Origin of the sequence: Sphaerotilus montanus (assembly GCF_013410775.1) — a bacterium.
In the GTDB taxonomy this organism is placed as follows: domain Bacteria; phylum Pseudomonadota; class Gammaproteobacteria; order Burkholderiales; family Burkholderiaceae_C; genus Sphaerotilus; species Sphaerotilus montanus.
Map to the genome: position 1 here is coordinate 2,243,841 of NZ_JACCFH010000001.1, position 15,279 is coordinate 2,259,119.

General features: G+C 60.2%; 15 protein-coding genes. 8 read left to right on the forward strand and 7 right to left on the reverse strand.

Annotation, left to right across the window (positions count from 1 at the left end; genetic code table 11):
- Positions 1-9: 9 nt before the first annotated feature.
- Together BDD16_RS10215 and BDD16_RS10220 are read right to left on the reverse strand one after the other, a co-directional pair.
- Positions 10-1,407 (reverse strand): heavy metal sensor histidine kinase, encoded by a 1,398-nt coding sequence (locus BDD16_RS10215; protein WP_179633849.1) that lies wholly within the window; start codon positions 1,405-1,407, stop codon positions 10-12.
- Positions 1,408-2,091 (reverse strand): heavy metal response regulator transcription factor, encoded by a 684-nt coding sequence (locus tag BDD16_RS10220; RefSeq protein ID WP_179633850.1) that lies wholly within the window; start codon positions 2,089-2,091, stop codon positions 1,408-1,410.
- A gap of 157 nt (positions 2,092-2,248) precedes the next feature.
- Here BDD16_RS10220 and BDD16_RS10225 point away from each other — a divergent pair, with 157 nt between their 5' ends.
- From BDD16_RS10225 to BDD16_RS10255, 7 genes are read left to right on the forward strand one after another with little or no spacing between them, the layout of a single operon-like run.
- Complete coding sequence (locus tag BDD16_RS10225; RefSeq protein ID WP_179633851.1) at positions 2,249-2,575, forward strand: hypothetical protein; 327 nt, start codon at positions 2,249-2,251, stop codon at positions 2,573-2,575.
- Positions 2,572-4,005 carry a TolC family protein gene (locus BDD16_RS10230; RefSeq protein ID WP_179633852.1) on the forward strand — a complete coding sequence of 478 codons (1,434 nt, stop codon included), beginning with the start codon at positions 2,572-2,574 and terminating at the stop codon, positions 4,003-4,005. The genes BDD16_RS10225 and BDD16_RS10230 overlap by 4 nt, the downstream gene beginning before the upstream one ends.
- 16 nt (positions 4,006-4,021) lie before the next feature.
- The gene (locus BDD16_RS10235) at positions 4,022-5,434 is read left to right on the forward strand and encodes a multicopper oxidase family protein (protein ID WP_179633853.1); all 1,413 of its coding nucleotides are present in this window, start codon (positions 4,022-4,024) and stop codon (positions 5,432-5,434) included.
- A gap of 32 nt (positions 5,435-5,466) precedes the next feature.
- Positions 5,467-5,955 carry a cupredoxin domain-containing protein gene (locus BDD16_RS10240; protein WP_179633854.1) on the forward strand — a complete coding sequence of 163 codons (489 nt, stop codon included), beginning with the start codon at positions 5,467-5,469 and terminating at the stop codon, positions 5,953-5,955.
- 27 nt (positions 5,956-5,982) lie between these two features.
- Entirely contained in the window at positions 5,983-6,471 is a 489-nt protein-coding gene (locus tag BDD16_RS10245; RefSeq protein ID WP_179633855.1) for a DUF411 domain-containing protein, read from the forward strand.
- 7 nt (positions 6,472-6,478) lie between these two features.
- Positions 6,479-6,820 (forward strand): copper-binding protein, encoded by a 342-nt coding sequence (locus BDD16_RS10250; RefSeq protein ID WP_179633856.1) that lies wholly within the window; start codon positions 6,479-6,481, stop codon positions 6,818-6,820.
- Entirely contained in the window at positions 6,817-7,449 is a 633-nt protein-coding gene (locus BDD16_RS10255; RefSeq protein ID WP_179633857.1) for a cytochrome b, read from the forward strand. Before BDD16_RS10250 ends, BDD16_RS10255 begins: the two co-directional genes overlap by 4 nt.
- Here the strand turns inward: BDD16_RS10255 and BDD16_RS10260 are convergent.
- The 4 genes from BDD16_RS10260 to BDD16_RS10275 are packed head-to-tail and all read right to left on the reverse strand — an operon-like array spanning position 7,446 to position 12,085.
- Complete coding sequence (locus BDD16_RS10260; protein WP_179633858.1) at positions 7,446-8,531, reverse strand: TniQ family protein; 1,086 nt, start codon at positions 8,529-8,531, stop codon at positions 7,446-7,448. The genes BDD16_RS10255 and BDD16_RS10260 overlap by 4 nt on opposite strands.
- A gap of 5 nt (positions 8,532-8,536) precedes the next feature.
- A complete protein-coding gene (locus BDD16_RS10265; RefSeq protein ID WP_246332513.1) occupies positions 8,537-9,532 on the reverse strand; it encodes a TniB family NTP-binding protein in 996 nt (331 codons plus the stop codon).
- On the reverse strand, positions 9,519-11,426 hold the full coding sequence (locus BDD16_RS10270) for a Mu transposase C-terminal domain-containing protein (RefSeq protein WP_179633859.1): 1,908 nt from the start codon (positions 11,424-11,426) through the stop codon (positions 9,519-9,521). The genes BDD16_RS10265 and BDD16_RS10270 overlap by 14 nt, the downstream gene beginning before the upstream one ends.
- Before the next feature lie 2 nt (positions 11,427-11,428).
- Complete coding sequence (locus BDD16_RS10275; protein WP_179633860.1) at positions 11,429-12,085, reverse strand: TnsA endonuclease N-terminal domain-containing protein; 657 nt, start codon at positions 12,083-12,085, stop codon at positions 11,429-11,431.
- A gap of 484 nt (positions 12,086-12,569) precedes the next feature.
- Between BDD16_RS10275 and BDD16_RS10280 the strand changes: the two genes are divergently transcribed.
- Positions 12,570-13,334 (forward strand): hypothetical protein, encoded by a 765-nt coding sequence (locus BDD16_RS10280; protein WP_179633861.1) that lies wholly within the window; start codon positions 12,570-12,572, stop codon positions 13,332-13,334.
- Between the two features lie 221 nt (positions 13,335-13,555).
- On the opposite strand, the gene BDD16_RS10285 is transcribed toward BDD16_RS10280, so the two are convergent.
- On the reverse strand, positions 13,556-15,265 hold the full coding sequence (locus tag BDD16_RS10285; RefSeq protein WP_179633862.1) for an ABC transporter ATP-binding protein/permease: 1,710 nt from the start codon (positions 15,263-15,265) through the stop codon (positions 13,556-13,558).
- Positions 15,266-15,279 lie beyond the last annotated feature (14 nt).

Sequence of the window (15,279 nt, forward strand, 5' to 3'; positions counted from 1 at the left end):
GATTCAGCGTCACGGTCGCGCCACCTCTTGCTGTCTTGGGAAGAGCATGCGAAACACGGTGAGCCCTTCCTGGGACTGTGCATCGACTGTCCCGCCATGGGCCTGCACGATGGCGCGGGTGATGGGCAGACCCAGACCTGCACCCTCGGACTCTGGATGCGCCCGTGATGGATCGGCGCGGTAGAACCGGTCGAAGAGGCGGGGCAGCACCACGGGATCGATGTGGTCCCCCGAGTTTTCCACCGTCACGAGGGTGCCTTCGACTGTCTCGCCAACCTTCACTGCCACCGTGCCTCGGTGATGGGTGTGGCGCAGGGCATTGGACAGCAGATTGCTCAGTGCCCTGCGGAACATCAGGCGATCACCCAGGATGGCACCGTCGCCGTGCAGGCTCAGCGTGATGCCCTTTTCTTCCGCCACGGCTTCATAGAACTCCAGCAAAGCCTGCGCATCCTGGGCGGCCGAAAACGGCTCCTTGTGAGGAAGGTCCACACCCCGTTCGGTCTTGGCCAGAAAGAGCATGTCCGAGACCATGCGGGCGAGGCGCTGGTACTCCTCCGCGTTGGATTCCAGGGTGTTGCGGTAGGTCTCGGCATCACGCCTGGCAGACAAGGCCACCTGCGTTTGCGTCAGGAGGTTGCTGATGGGGGTACGCAACTCGTGTGCCAGGTCAGAAGAGAATTCCGATAACCGCCGGAAATCCTCCTGCAGGCGATCCAGCATCTGGTTGAGTTCCCGGGCGAGGTCGGCCATCTCGATCGGAACAGCCTCGACGGGCATGCGCTGGCTGAGCTGTTGGCCTGTGACGACAGAGGCCCGGGCTTTCATCGCCCGCAAGGGGGCCAAGCCTTTGTAGGCGGCAAACCAGCCCAGCACACCACTGACGCCGACGGCCAGCACCGCATACAACGCGAGGGTGCGCCGCAACTGGGCCATGAAATGCGTGTGGTGTACCGTGTCGATGGCGACCAGAACATCAAGTCTGTCGGATGAGGCATCGGCCAGGTTGGCCTGGAATCCCAGGCTGCGGAATTGATGACCCTTGTCACGCCAGTCCTGAATGGCCGTCTGCGCACCGGCAGCGTGCGCCACCCACAACGACGCTGGTGGCTGAAATCCATTGGATCTGAAAATGGTTTCCCCTTGCCTGGATGCGACGAGGGCATACAGGCCATGGTGGTTGCCCAATGCCTCACCCAATCGCCACCGAGCGTCGTCGGTGGACTTGGCGGTGGTCAGGATCTCCTCGATCAGGTGCTGCTTGTCCTGCAGGGAGGACCGGTCCAGGTCCACGAAATGCCGCTCCGTCAGGACCATGAACAACACACCCAGACCCAGCACGATGGCCGCCGCTGCCATCGTGAAGAAAATGGTCAGCCGGCTCGTGAGCGAAAACGACCGAAACACTCAGGGGGTCTCCGGCATTTCCAGCACGTAGCCCATGCCGCGCACGGTCTGGATCAGCTTGGGTTCCTGCCCCTCGTCGATCTTGAGGCGCAGGCGCCGCATCGCCACCTCGATGACGTTGGTGTCGCTGTCGAAGTTCATGTCCCAGACCTGTGAAGCGATCAGGGAGCGGGGAAGCACCTCGCCCTGTCGCCGCATCAGCAACTCCAGCAAGCCGAATTCCTTGGCCGTCAGGTCGATGCGCCGGCCGTTGCGGGAGACCCGGCGGCGCAGCAGGTCCAGTTCCAGATCCGCCACGCGCAGTGTGGTGGGCTCGGTACCGCTGCGCCCCCTGCGCAGGATGGTGCGCACCCGGGCCAGCAGTTCAGCGAACGAGAAGGGCTTGACCAAATAGTCGTCTGCGCCCAGCTCCAGGCCCTTGATCCGGTCCTCGACCTGATCGCGGGCGGTCAGGAACAGTACGGGCATGTGCAAGCCACGCTTGCGCAGGGAATGGAGCACTTGCCAGCCATCCATCCCGGGCAGCATCACATCCAGAATCACCAGATCGTGCTCGCCCTGTAGCGCCAGATGCAGCCCGTCCAGCCCGTCCTGCGCCAGGTCCACCACGAACCCGGCCTCTCGCAATCCTTGGCGCAGGTACTCGCCGGTCTTCGGTTCATCCTCGACGATCAGGATCTTCACGCACTCGCTCCGCTGTGTGGCATGGCGTGCAGTGTGCAGAGTTTCAGGGTGACTGGCCTGCAGATGACAGGAATGTCATCTTGCCGACAGCATCCTGACGGCCTCGGGTTTTCAGAATCTCCCCCCAACAAGTGTCGAGATTGCCCCCGAGGAGCCCATGTCCACCACGAACCATCCTGTTGCTGTCAAAGACCTGCTGCCGCTGGCGTTGGTCTTGCTGGCAGGCACGGCAGCAGCGCAATCGCCTGCCGCACTGACCCAACCGGCCATGCCGACCAGGCTGCAGTACACCTCCACGCTGAGCGGTTACCAAGCCTATGCGGACGAACCCGTCCAGTCCTGGCGCGAAGCCAACGACCGGGTGAGGCGTATCGGGGGATGGAAGGTGTATGCCAAGGAAAACCCACCGGGAGTGGCTCCGGCTGCAGAAACACCGGCGGCACCGCTGCCCCACGGTGCCCACCACGGAGGTGGCAAGCCATGAAGCGTGTCCTGGACGTTTTTCGTGGCCGGCTGATGCTGTCCACCATCGCCCTGGCCGCACTGTCTGGTTGTGCCAGCGTCAGCCTGGAACAGCAGATGGCGAAGGTCAATGACGAGACGGGACCTTTCACCGACGGACGACTGGCCCTGGCGCGCACCGACCGCGAGCGCACCCAGCGGGCACAGACCGCAGCCGACTTGCTGAAAGCGCCCGTGGGGCAGCGTGAGGCTGTGCATCTGGCCCTGGTCAACAGCCCGGCCTTGCAAGCCCTGCTGGCACGGGGATGGGCCGAATCGGCCGATGCTGCACAAGTGGGTCGCATCGCCAACCCGGTGTTCAGTTTCGAGCGCATGGTCGCCGGCAGCGAACTGGAACTGGGGCGCGCCTTGTCCTTCGGGTTGCTGGATCTCCTGACCCTTCCCAGTCGCCAAGGCATCGCCCGACGCCAGATCGACCAGTCGCAACTGCGGCTTGCCAGCGAGGTGGTGGACCAGATCACGCAGGTGCGCCAAGCCTGGGTTCGTGCCGTCACGGCACAACAGACGTTCGCGTATGCCCAGCAGGTCTTGACCAGTGCCGAAGCCAGCGCGGACCTGGCTCGTCGCCTGCAGTCCGTCGGCACCTTCAACCGGCTCAGCCGGGCGCGTGAACAAGCGTTCTACGCCGACGCCGCCACCCGACTCGCCACGGCGGGTCATCAGGCCACGGCCAGCCGGGAAGAACTGGTGCGCCTGCTAGGGCTCGATGAAACGCAGGCGCAGGCCCTCCGCTTGCCCGAGCGCCTGCCCGATCTGCCCAAGCAGGCACTGGAACCCGATGCCGTGGGGTCGCTCGCCACCCGTGGCCGCCTGGACATTCGCCTGGCGCAGGCTGAGCTTCAGACCTCCGCCCAGGCGCAGGGGCTGAACACGTTCACCAGCTTCACGGACATCGAGCTGACCGCACGGCGCAACACCCGGTTCGACAACGAATCAGGGACGAAGTCCACCGCACGGGGATTCGAGATCGACGTGCGCCTGCCGGTCTTCGACTGGGGCGGGCTGCAACGTGATGCCATGAACGCACGCACGCTGGCCGCCACGAACCGACTGGAGGCCACACTCCGGGTTGCGGGTTCCAGCCTGCGCGAGAGCTACTCGGCCTACCGCACGGCCTATGACATTGCCCGCCACCACCGCGACGAGGTCGTGCCGCTGCGCAAGGTCATCTCGGAAGAGAACCTGCTTCGCTACAACGGGATGCTCATCGGCGTGTTCGAGCTGCTGGCCGACTCGCGGGACCAGGTGAGCACCGTGATGGCCGCCATTGATGCAGAGCAGCAGTTCTGGCTGGCCGACGCGGCGCTGCAAGCCTCGCTGATTGGCCGTCCCACCAACACCACCCTGTCCGTGAATGCCAGCGCGCCCAGTGGGGGCGGTGCTGGTCACTGAGGGAAAGACCCGTTCCATGACATCCAGACGAGATTTTTTCAGATACGCCGGGGTGACCGGCGGAGCCGTGGCCATCAGTGCGGTGAGCCGTGTGGCGATGGCGGCACTGCCCGAGCCGGTGATCCAGACCCGGCCGGACACCATGCCGCCGCTGGTGCCCGACAGTGGCACGCCCTATAACCCGGTAGTCACCCTCAACGGGTGGACCCTGCCGTGGCGCATGAACCAGGGCGTCAAGGAATTCCACCTGGTGGCCGAACCGGTGGTGCGGGAGATGGCGCCGGGCTTCAAGGCCCACCTGTGGGGCTATAACGGCCAGAGCCCGGGGCCGACCATCGAGGTGGTCGAGGGCGACCGGGTGCGGGTCTTCGTCACCAATAAGCTGCCCGAGCACACCAGCATCCACTGGCACGGCCAACGCCTGCCCAGCGGCATGGATGGGGTGTCGGGCCTGACACAGCCCTCCATTCAACCCGGCAAGACCTTCGTCTACGAGTTCGTGGCACGCCGTCCCGGCACCTTCATGTACCACCCGCATGCCGACGAGATGACGCAGATGGCCATGGGCATGATGGGTTTCTGGGTGACCCACCCGAAGGCCCGGCATCCACTGATCGACGAGGTGCAGCGGGACTTCTGCTTCCTGCTCAACGCCTACGACATCGACCCGGGCAGCTACACGCCCAAGACGATGACGATGACGGACTTCAACCTTTGGTCCTGGAACAGCCGCATCTTTCCGGGCATCGACACGCTGAACGTGCGCCTGAACGACAAGGTGCGCATCCGCATCGGCAACCTGACCATGACGAACCATCCCATCCACGTCCATGGTCACGAGTTCACCGTGACGGGGACTGACGGCGGGCCGACACCCAAGGCATCCCGGTGGCCGGAGGTGACCGCCGACATCGCGGTCGGTCAGATGCGCCAGATCGATTTTGTGGCGGATGAAGAGGGCGACTGGGCGTTCCACTGCCACAAGAGTCACCACACGATGAACGCCATGGGCCACAACGTTCCGATGCTGATCGGTGTGGACCACAGCGGGGTGGCCCGGAAAATCAACAAGCTGATCCCCGAGTACATGGTGATGGGCGAGCGGGGCATGGCCGACATGACCGAGATGGAGATGCCCATTCCCGACAACACCGCGCCCATGATGACCGGGGAAGGCCCGTTCGGCTCGGTGGAGATGGGCGGCATGTTCAGCGTGCTCAAGGTGCGCCGTGACCAGAAGCCGGGCGACTACAAGGATCCGGGCTGGTTCAAGCATCCCGAGGGCACCGTGGCCCACGAATACACCGGTCCGCTGGCTGAGCCGGCGCGCTTCAAGGCCGAAGGAGGGCAGTCGATGCCCCGCGTCCAGTCGCCGGCCAAGGTCACTGAAGTTCAAGTTCGCAAACCCGCGTCGCACAGCGGCCACTGAGTTCCTTTCCCCCCACCCCTGGAGATCCCCTGATGCTTTCCAAGCTTTCGCGCACACAACAACTCATCACCGTCACCGCATTGGTTTTGTCGAACACGGCGTTTGCCGGCGGTACGCATGGGGGCGGCCACGATGCGGCAGAAACCGCCATCGGCAAGCCCGGCGTGGCGGCCAAGGCAGCCCGCACGGTGACCATCGAGATGAGCGACGCCATGCGCTACACGCCGTCGGACATCCAGGTCAAACAAGGCGAGACCGTCCGTTTCATCGTGAAGAACAGCGGCAAGGTCAAGCATGAGCTGAGCCTCGGCACCGAAAAGGAACTGCTGGAGCATCTGGAGCAGATGAAGAAGTTCCCTGACATGGAGCACGACGAGCCGAGCAAGGTTTCGCTGGCCCCCGGCAAGCAGGGTGAAATCGTCTGGCAGTTCACCAAGGCTGGGGCGGTCAACTTCGCCTGCCTGATGCCCGGGCACTACGAAGCCGGCATGAAGGGCGCGGTCAAGGTCGCCAAGAAGTAACGCAGCCGTCCACCAGGAGCCTTGTCGATGCACCCGGCTGTACCTTCACTGAATCCCCGGCGACGCACACTGCTGTTGGGTGTGCTTGCGTTGAGTGCGGCCACGCCGACCTTGGCAAAAAAACCGCAAGTCGTAGCAGTCCCCATTCAGGTCTGGAAAGACCCGAGTTGCGGCTGCTGCAAGGATTGGATCACGCATCTCGAAAAGAATGGCTTTGCCGCGACGGCCCTTGATCAAGGCAATAGCGAGGCTCGGGTGCGGCTCGGGATGCCCCAGAAATATGGCTCCTGCCACACCGCGCTGGTGCAAGGCTATGTGATCGAAGGACATGTCCCGGCAGCGGACATCCAGCGCCTGCTCAAGAAGCGGCCCGAAGCACTGGGTCTGGCGGTGCCGAGCATGCCTCTCGGCTCACCTGGAATGGATGGCCCTGCCTATGGAGGTCGGCGTCATCCCTACCAAGTGCTGCTGATCCAGAAAGACGGCTCGGCTCAGGTTTTCAACTCCTACTCGTGAAGAAACCATGAACAAATTCAAACAGATTCTCGTCATCTCCGCCCTGATTTTGGGTGTCGCCTTGCCCATGAGCAGCTTCGCTCAGACAGCGATGGAGCCAGGCAAGATGGACATGTCGCAGCAGGCCGCCATGACAGATGGGGAAGTGAAGAAGATTGACATGGAGGCTGGAAAGATCACCCTCAAGCATGGCGACATCAAGCACATGGATATGCCCGGCATGACCATGGTGTTCACCGCCAAGGACAAGAGCTTGCTCACCAACGTGAAGCCTGGCGACAAGGTCAAGTTCATGGTCGTTCAAGAGGGCGGCAAGATGTTGGTCACGTCCATCCAGCCGGCGAAATGAGCATGCCGGGCCTGCGTGAACCTGCTGGTCAGGTTGCCCGAGATGCCGCGGCGAGGTCTGGGCTGCTGGACGAGTCCCAAGGCTACGGCCTCGTCTCGAAAGTGTTGCACTGGGTCGGCGGCTTGATGGCGCTATTGCTGTTCGGTGTCGGCACAGCCGTCTGGTTCACCAGTGGTTCTGACAGTTCCCACCTGCATCACAGGTTGTCGGCCCTGCATATTGCGCTGGGCGGCTTGTTTGCTCTGCCTTTGCTGGTCAGGGTATTGTGGCGCCTGTCAAGTGTTTGGGCAGGGCGCCACCCCTTACCGGTTCCCAGCCAAAACGGGACGAGAAGGCTTGCGCGGACAGTGCAGTTTGGTTTGCTCACCATGCTGACGGTACTGATCGTCAGCGGACCACTGCTGCGGTGGTGGAGCGGAAATCCGATCGAACTGTTCGGAGGGTGGTACATCCCCAATCCTTTAGAGGACAACAAGCTTCTGCGAGTCTATACACGGGCCATTCACCAGCGCGCTTGGCAAATCATGGCCGTGCTGCTGGTGTTCCACATCGGGGGTGCGCTGCTGCATCGGCGTTTGTCGTGGCAACGCATGCGATGGTTTGATTTTAGGTCTCGATGTCAGCTTTAATAAGTCAGGTCAATTTCATCGGCTCGCGAGTCAAGGTTGATTTTATGGCGACGCTCGAAGAACGGCCGAGCACGAGTGGCGATCCTGTTGTTTACACAGTCCTCGTACCATGCAGGCGGATCCTTCATGTCCCGGAGCAGAAAGTTATGTCGAATCGCACGCGCCCGACATGCCTGATGCAGCCGAACCTGCGGGTCTACCAATAACCAGGCGGCAAACTGCATGTACTGATTGCGCACATGGCACTGGTAGGACTCCAATGCAACACGATTGGTGTTGATGGGGACGTAGTCATCTGCGCCAACCATGTCCGCGACATGCTGGCCCAGGTGGTAGCGATTGCGCTCCTTTGAGACCATGGCTGTCATGTGGTGGAACAAGGAAACCTCTTTCAGGTCTATCTTCACCGATTTCCCCGCAGAGAAATCATCGATGTCAGAGACGACCCGTCGAAGCCAGTCGAATGCTTCCTCATTGTAGACCTTGACAGGTTTGGCGGAAGCCGCTCTCAAATCGAAGCTGCATTCGTGACAGGTAGACAAAGGATCGAACTCAACGTGGTTGGGTTGGCCCATTCCGATGCGGTGATAGCTCACCGCGGAATCACATTGCGGGCATCGATCCATCAGCATGCAATTGTGCTTGAGGCACATGGTCTTAATCGCTAATCGCCACGTTTTGCGGAAATAGGAGACTTTGTCTTCTTGCAAGCAGATTGGGCAAAACTGCTGACCATAGCCCTCACGTTTCCGGTGATACATCTGCATCAGTTGTATCCACTGGAGCGGTCCAGCTTCTCGGTAGTGCTTGACTAGAACACCATCAAATATTCGCAGGGTTGTTTGCTCAGCTTGCATTTGAGTTGCTCCAGTATGAAGTTTCAAATCATCTAGCAACCATTGCGGTGCAAGTCTGTCTATGTCTCTATTCCAGATTTGTCGTTTGTTGCCATACAACATATTGCAAAACGACTGAACCTTGAGCCCGTGCCCATGGGCAAGACGAACCAGCCAACTTGAGAGTAACTCGTCTTCCAGTGGCTTGTATCTGATGGGCCACAAATCTTGATGGAAGCGAGCCATGTGCCTCATAGCGGTGGGCGATAGTTCTTTCTCCGTGATGGGGGAACCCAATCAATTCCCTTGATCAATTTCAAGGATAGTTTTTCTTCTCCTGACTGAATCGCTGCAACTGCCACCTCCTTGACGAGATCAAATATATCCCCCAGTGAACCTTCTGCACGGTTGACAATCGTCAGCAGAGACTCTGGCGAATCCAGGTCGGATGGATATTTGACAGGGATTCTCTTCTGTAGCGTGGCCAACAAAATTCCTGTGTTTTGGTCAGTGCGCCAACTTGGCAGTTTCAAGGGGATGAATCGGCTTGACATCTGCGGGTCAGCATTGAAGGCGTTGTACGCCTCGTCAATGCCGGCTGCCACCAGACAGACTTTGGTCTCGTTGCTCAGGCTCTTCAACGCATTTCTGAATTCACGCTGTCGATTTAGACTTCCGGCAATCAAATGGTGAATTTCGTCAATGATCAGCATCTTGACGCCGAGTTGTCGGAACATCAGTTTGATCTGGGAATATTTTTCGTAGCTGGCGGCTCGACTTTGGTACTTCGCCATGATGGCGTCAAGAATGCGACTGTAGAAGTCTGCTATGTCTGGTCTGGGTGGTGCGTCAATCATGACGACTGGACAGGTCATGATCTCGCTTGCCGGATCCACATCCGGCGGATGTAGTGAAAGAAATCGCTCCAAGATTGTGCTCTTTCCACTGAAAGATGCGCCCACCAAGAGCAAGCTGGGCATGCGTGTCACCGGTGGATAGTCGAGCAACATTTCCATGCGTTCGATGGCTTCCTTCGCGTGCGGCAGAGGGAGCCAGGATCCTTGGCGGATCGCCCGAATTCTGACGGCGTCTGACTCTTTCATCAGATCACGCGCCACACTATTCAAGTGAGGATATGGCAGATCGTGTGCAAGGTCTGATTTCTGATCCTTTGTTTCAGATACCTGCTTGCTTTGGGTCTTTTTGACTTTTGGCTTTGCTGATGGGGTTGCTTCAATATTCGTCATCCAGCGGCCTTACTTTCGATCGGTCATAACCTGGCAGGGCTGGCGGTTCTGCACTTGCCGTGGGATTGCTGACTTTGGGTAGTTCGATTTCATTTTTAATGGCGCGAGCCTTTCGATGTTCTTTTTTGACTTGCTGCGCATGGCGAGCCTGTTTTGTTTTCTGTGCAGCATCAGCTTCGAGGTCGCGCTGACGATTGAGGTAGGTGAACTTTGTTCGCTCGTCGTAGTCCTGTATTCCCAGATCCCGGGTTCTCTTCTGCGTTTCTCGCCATTCCCAAATGCTGGTCACTGGTAGACCGGAATCCCGGTATGGAATGGCATAATACTTCCGCATATCCGGATCGAAGAAGTAAAGCTGGCTGATGTCCCTTGGATCCCGGCGGAACCTGAATAGGCGAGCCAACTTTGGGTTGGCTGGATCACGTGAATTGATCCATGGCCTGAGAACATCATGATAATAGTAGATCTTGTCCAAAAGGACGCCGTAATCTTGAATGGTCCGTTCTTCGAATGGCATGAAATCCATCCGCGCTTTCTCTTCGTCCAGCCGGATCAGTTGCAGTCCACGTCCTGGCGTAGTTTTGGTTCCGAAAATGCCTTCGCGCCATTTTGTCAGCGGAGTAGTGCCAATTCCCCTGTGGATATTAGAGTGATAGCGAGCAAAAACGAGCACCAGCCATTTTTCAAGCTCGCTAAGCGTCATACAGGCGTTGCCTTCGGCATCATAATCTCCCTTCTCTTTGATGCCTGAGAATGTTGCCCCTCTGACGGACTTGAGTTCTTCTGAAACGGTTCCCATCAGTCGCTCAATATGAGCGCCATAGTGAGGTTTCTTGACAGGTCTCAACGTGACATCGATGTCATATTCAGCGCCGGCCGCTTTGAGCATGTCGCCTCTGAACTCTCGGGCGTTGTCCATGTGCAAGGTATCCATCACGCCATAGCAGGGCCATTCCAAATCGGACATTCCCAAACGTAATAGCCACTTATTTTTCGGGAAGATGGCGTGCAGTACACACATTCCTGCAGACATGGCCGAAGGTGGGTCCAGTGTCAGGTACATGCCCACGCACATGCGACTGAACACATCGATGGCCAGTGTGATCCAGGCGCGGTTGATCGGCCTGCGATGTTCATCATCGACAATGATCACGGGCAGGAGCGTATGGTCCATCTGGACAATAGCTAAAGGCCAGTTGGCGTCAGGAATTTTTCCAATCTTTGGGTCGAACCGAAGCTTGGCAACACGATCGCCTTCACGCTGCTTGATTCTGGTTTGTTCATCGATCCATTCGATGTGGCGCCGCACGGTCGTTGCCGCAGGCATTGGAACTCCTGCATTACTGCAGCGACGTCGAACCTCTACGGTGGTTGCCGCGACAGATACCTTCTGCTGGGTGAGGTGAAAATTTTCAATACAGTCTTTGAGGATTGTTTCCACTTCAGGTGACAAGCGGCCTTTCATTTGTCCTCCATCACGCCGGTTAGGCAGTAATGATGACAATAACCCTGTGTTCCTGTACGTGGACAACCAGCGATAAAGAGTCGCCACGCTGATGCCTGCTGCTTCTGCTTGCAGCTTGTATTCCGCACGAGATTGGCGCGTACCTGTTATCCAAGGATCGATGATCGCCCGCCGGGCTTTGGCAATATCCCAGTCGTCTTGTGAAATGCTTTCAAGATCGATAGCCGGTGGAGTTGGTCCTTCGCTTGGCGCTACGGTGCGAGGACTCTGAAGTGAATCCAGTTGCAGAAGTACCTGCTGTTCTGAGCCAATTTCTTTCGCCAAGATCAGGTTCATGTCAACCAGACTTTGGACGACATAATCGCGGCCAAGGTGGTGGACAGTTGCTCCCTTGGTGATGCGCATGACGCTGGGCGGGGGCTTTTTCATGATCAGTTTCCAGGCAGCCAGACCTCGACGTTTGAGGACAGCGGTTCTCTGTCTATGCTGAACATGATCCGGTTGCGGACCATCAGGTTCCACAAGATCGGTGTCCACTGCGCTTGCTCTTCTGGCGTTGCCCCGAGCATGTCAAGCAGAGACTGAAGTTCAGCGGTTCCCCCCAAGACTTGCAATCGCGCAAGTACGCCTGCTTCTTCTTCGGGAGCGGGTGAGAGGTTTCGATACCTGCGTAAGAACTTCAGATTTGCCAAGCGCTGCGTTCGGATGTCCAGTTCGGTCTTCGTCAAGAAGATCCAACCGCGATCGGCGGCGTACTTCTCGGCGACGGCGAACTTTGGCTGAAGTTCCTCGGCCTTGCGAGTCAAGTCAGCGGTGGTCTTGACTTCGATGAGTTGTGCTGGAGGTCGGTGACCGGTCGCGTCTTCCCGGAATGTCACCAAGAGGTCTGGGGTGTAGCGGCGCGACCTGCCTGGCATCGGTATCGTCACGGGCTGCTCGACGTACTTTTCGACCATGGGGTCGAAGTCCAGCAGCATCATGTAGTCCTTCTCCAGCAGCGACTCGAAGCCGATCAGGACGTCCGACTTCGAACTGGCGTATGCGCCTGTGACCACCAAGTGGTTCTTCGGGATCTTTCGTGATGGCATCGGCGGTGGCTCCCTGGGTGTTGTGCCGAGCTGGTGGCCGATTCAGTCTCGGCTGCTTCGAGACATTTTCAGATTTTGTTTTTCGGAACGAATGCGGGTAAACCCTTGGTTGGTTCAGCCGCCCCTCCGATGTCCTCTATCAAGGCGACAGGGATGTGCGAGGCCGAGGTGTCTGCACTTGACGGGTCGGTTCTGTTCCAGGTCAGCAGATCTGAGGGTGGTGCGCCATGACTGAAGAACAAGGCGTCTGTATCGGCTGGGGCGTGCCGTTCATGGTCGCGATGAGCAAGCCTGCCGATGTCGATGTCTTTCTGAGGAGGCCACTCTGGCTGAGGTAAGATTTCGGAACGGCATTGCTCGGTGCCCGCTGCTCACCTCGGCAAACCCTGACGGGACGACACTGACTTGATCCATGACCGGTTCCCCTTCTGTGGCGAATCCCGGCAGTGAGCACCGTTGATTCGCACGCAGCCAAGGAACTGTCATGCGTTTCATTCCCACGTCGGCGGCCATCGTCGAATCACTCAAGAAGCAAGCCAAGAAGCTCCAGCGCAACGGGGGCGGCAAGCACGCTGATCTCCTTGACCGTGTCGCCAAAGGCGCGGGCTACCAGCATTGGCATCATGTGTCGATTTGCCTCAAACAGACCGAGACGAAGTCCGGCGTTGAGGCGCTGCACTTGGATTGCGACATCATCCTGCGCGCTGCCCGTGAGGGTGTTGAGAAGGTGATCGTCACCAATGCTGGTGAGTTGCCTGTGCCGCTCGTGATGTTCGCCTGCCAGCAGGATGCATGGTTGCTTGATCCCGACGAGAGCCTTGTGCTCTGCTTGATGTTTCAAGGGGAAGAGCAGGAGCGGCACTTCGAGGATAGCCCCCGCCAGATTCGCATCGGCTGGGATGGCACCTATGCTTTCAACGGCGAGGCGTTCGTCGTCGCGACTGAGCATCCGACGGTGGGTACACGTGTCATCCTCGGCTATCCATTGGAGGAACTGCGCCGGTGGATCGACAAGGCGCAGGCCTATGGCAAACGCTTCGACACGTCGATTGGCCAGGATGATGCGATTGACCTCACGCCAGACTTGGTTGCACGCCTGATTGCGGAGGGCTGGGAGGTGAAATCGATCGAGGAAGGCCGGCGAGGTGGTGCACGCTTCAGTCCGAGCCGCAAGAGCCTGGTCTATCCGCCGCAGATTTCAGACAACGACGACGGCCTGGAGCCGGCTGCACCTTCAGTTGGCATGTAGGGCTTTTGACCGGATGCCCGTCACCGAGTCGTTCGTTTCAGTGGCGACTCGGGAGAGCGGGCGGCGGCCGAATTTAGTCTCATCAACTTCGATATCTTTTCTCGCATGATGCGAGAAATTTTGGCTAAGTCTGGTGCTATTTTCTCGTTATCTTCGAGATGCTGTCAGGCACGGACCTCTGACCTCTGGCGCAGCGAACGCGGCCGCCCTGCGGACCGCGTTCAATCGAAGTGGTATCCCTCGGCGGCGACCACCCGCCACGAGCCGTCCCCCGGCAGCTCCAGCACCCAGCGGTGGAAGGGCAGGATCGCCGGCCGGTGGCTGATGCTGACCGGCGTGCTGCCGATGCCGGCGAGCTGGGCGTACAGCCGCTCCTCGTTGGCAGCGTCCAGCGCGCTGGAGGCCTCGTCCAGCATCACGTAGCGCGGTCGCGCCAGCAGCACCCGCGTGAACGACAGCCGCTGTTGCTCGCCGACCGAGAGCACCTTGGCCCAGTCGCGCTCCGCGTCCAGCCCGCCCACCCGGTCGGCCAGATCGGGCAGGTTGACCTGGTGCAGCAGCGCGCGCAGCTCCTCGTCGGTGACCTCGCGCTCGGGGTGCGGGTAGAGCATCTGGCTGCGCAGCGTGCCCGGGGACAGGTAGGGCTGCTGCGGCAGGAAGAGCATTTCCTCGTGGCCCGGCCGCACGACGCGCCCCGCGCCGGTCTGCCACAGGCCGGCCATCACCCGCAGCAGCGAACTCTTGCCGCAGCCGCTCGGCCCGGTGATCAGCAGCCCCTCGCCGGGCGCGATGGCGAGCGTGACTTCGCGGATCAGCGTGTGCTCGTGCCCGGGGGTCTGCACGGTGACCAGCTCCAGCGCGAGCTGGGGGCCGTCGGCGGTCTCGATGCCGGGTTCGGCGTCGGCGGCGGTCTGGTCGTCGAGCGCCTGCGAGAAGCTGTCGAGCCGGTTCACGCCGGCACCGAAGCGGCTCAGACTCTCGAAGTGCTGCACGATCAGCGTCAGCGCGCTCAGGATGGCGGTGAACGCACCCGCGGCCTGCACCGCCCGGCCCACTTCCATGCGCCCCGACAGCACCTCGTCGGCAATGATCACGCTGGGCAGCGCGAGCGTGAGGAAGCTGTGCGCGTACTGGAACAGGTTGAGGTTGAACTGCCAGCGCAGCACGTGCCGGTAGTTGCGCAGCAGGTCGCCGAACAGGCGGCGCAGGCCCCCCAGCTCCTGCCCTTCGCCGCTGTGGAAGGCGATCGACTCGGCGTGCTCGCGCACCCGCACCAGTCCGAAGCGGAAATCGGCCTCGCGCCGCAGTTGCCGGAAGTTCAGCCCGATCAGCCGCTGGCCGAACACCGCCCCGGTGAACCAGGTGCCCAGCAGCGCGTAGCCGATCAGGAAGGCCACCAGCGGCCGCGAGATGGTCCAGAGCACGCCGGTGAAGGCCACCAGATCGATCACCGCACCGAGCACCACCATCAGGAAGTACAGCGACTGCGAGGTGAAGCTGTTGACGTCCTCGGCGATGCGCTGGTCGGGGTTGTCGATGCCGGCGTGCGCGTTGAGGTGGTAGTAGGCGCGGCGGTGGAAGTAGCGCTGCAGCAGGTGGTCGGTGAGCCAGCGCCGCCACTGCATGCCCAGCGTGTCGCGCACGAAGTAGTAGCAGGCGTAGAGCGGCACGGCAGCCACCAGGATGACCGTGAAACGCCGGATCGCGGCCCAAAAGCGCTCAGCATCCCCGGCGGCCAGCGCCGAGGTGAACTCGCCCGTCTCCTGGTTGAACAGGACGTTGAAGCCCGTCTGTCCCAGCAGCAGCACGACCAGCAGCGCCACCATGGCGCGGGCGCGTACCCGCTCGTCCGATTGCCAGTACGGCGCGGCGATGTGGACGAAACGTTGCCAGAGGCGGCGGTCGGCGCCGGGTTCGTCGAGGGGCGGCATGCGCAGCGGTTCAG

Coding starts and splice junctions, on each gene's coding strand:
- BDD16_RS10235 (WP_179633853.1), top strand. CDS start 4,022: ATGACATCCAGACGAGATTTTTTCAGATACGCCGGGGTGACCGGCGGA.
- BDD16_RS10250 (WP_179633856.1), top strand. CDS start 6,479: ATGAACAAATTCAAACAGATTCTCGTCATCTCCGCCCTGATTTTGGGT.
- BDD16_RS10225 (WP_179633851.1), top strand. CDS start 2,249: ATGTCCACCACGAACCATCCTGTTGCTGTCAAAGACCTGCTGCCGCTG.
- BDD16_RS10245 (WP_179633855.1), top strand. CDS start 5,983: ATGCACCCGGCTGTACCTTCACTGAATCCCCGGCGACGCACACTGCTG.
- BDD16_RS10265 (WP_246332513.1), bottom strand. CDS start 9,532: ATGACGAATATTGAAGCAACCCCATCAGCAAAGCCAAAAGTCAAAAAG.
- BDD16_RS10280 (WP_179633861.1), top strand. CDS start 12,570: ATGCGTTTCATTCCCACGTCGGCGGCCATCGTCGAATCACTCAAGAAG.
- BDD16_RS10260 (WP_179633858.1), bottom strand. CDS start 8,531: ATGGCTCGCTTCCATCAAGATTTGTGGCCCATCAGATACAAGCCACTG.
- BDD16_RS10240 (WP_179633854.1), top strand. CDS start 5,467: ATGCTTTCCAAGCTTTCGCGCACACAACAACTCATCACCGTCACCGCA.
- BDD16_RS10230 (WP_179633852.1), top strand. CDS start 2,572: ATGAAGCGTGTCCTGGACGTTTTTCGTGGCCGGCTGATGCTGTCCACC.
- BDD16_RS10255 (WP_179633857.1), top strand. CDS start 6,817: ATGAGCATGCCGGGCCTGCGTGAACCTGCTGGTCAGGTTGCCCGAGAT.
- BDD16_RS10275 (WP_179633860.1), bottom strand. CDS start 12,085: ATGCCATCACGAAAGATCCCGAAGAACCACTTGGTGGTCACAGGCGCA.
- BDD16_RS10270 (WP_179633859.1), bottom strand. CDS start 11,426: ATGAAAAAGCCCCCGCCCAGCGTCATGCGCATCACCAAGGGAGCAACT.
- BDD16_RS10285 (WP_179633862.1), bottom strand. CDS start 15,265: ATGCCGCCCCTCGACGAACCCGGCGCCGACCGCCGCCTCTGGCAACGT.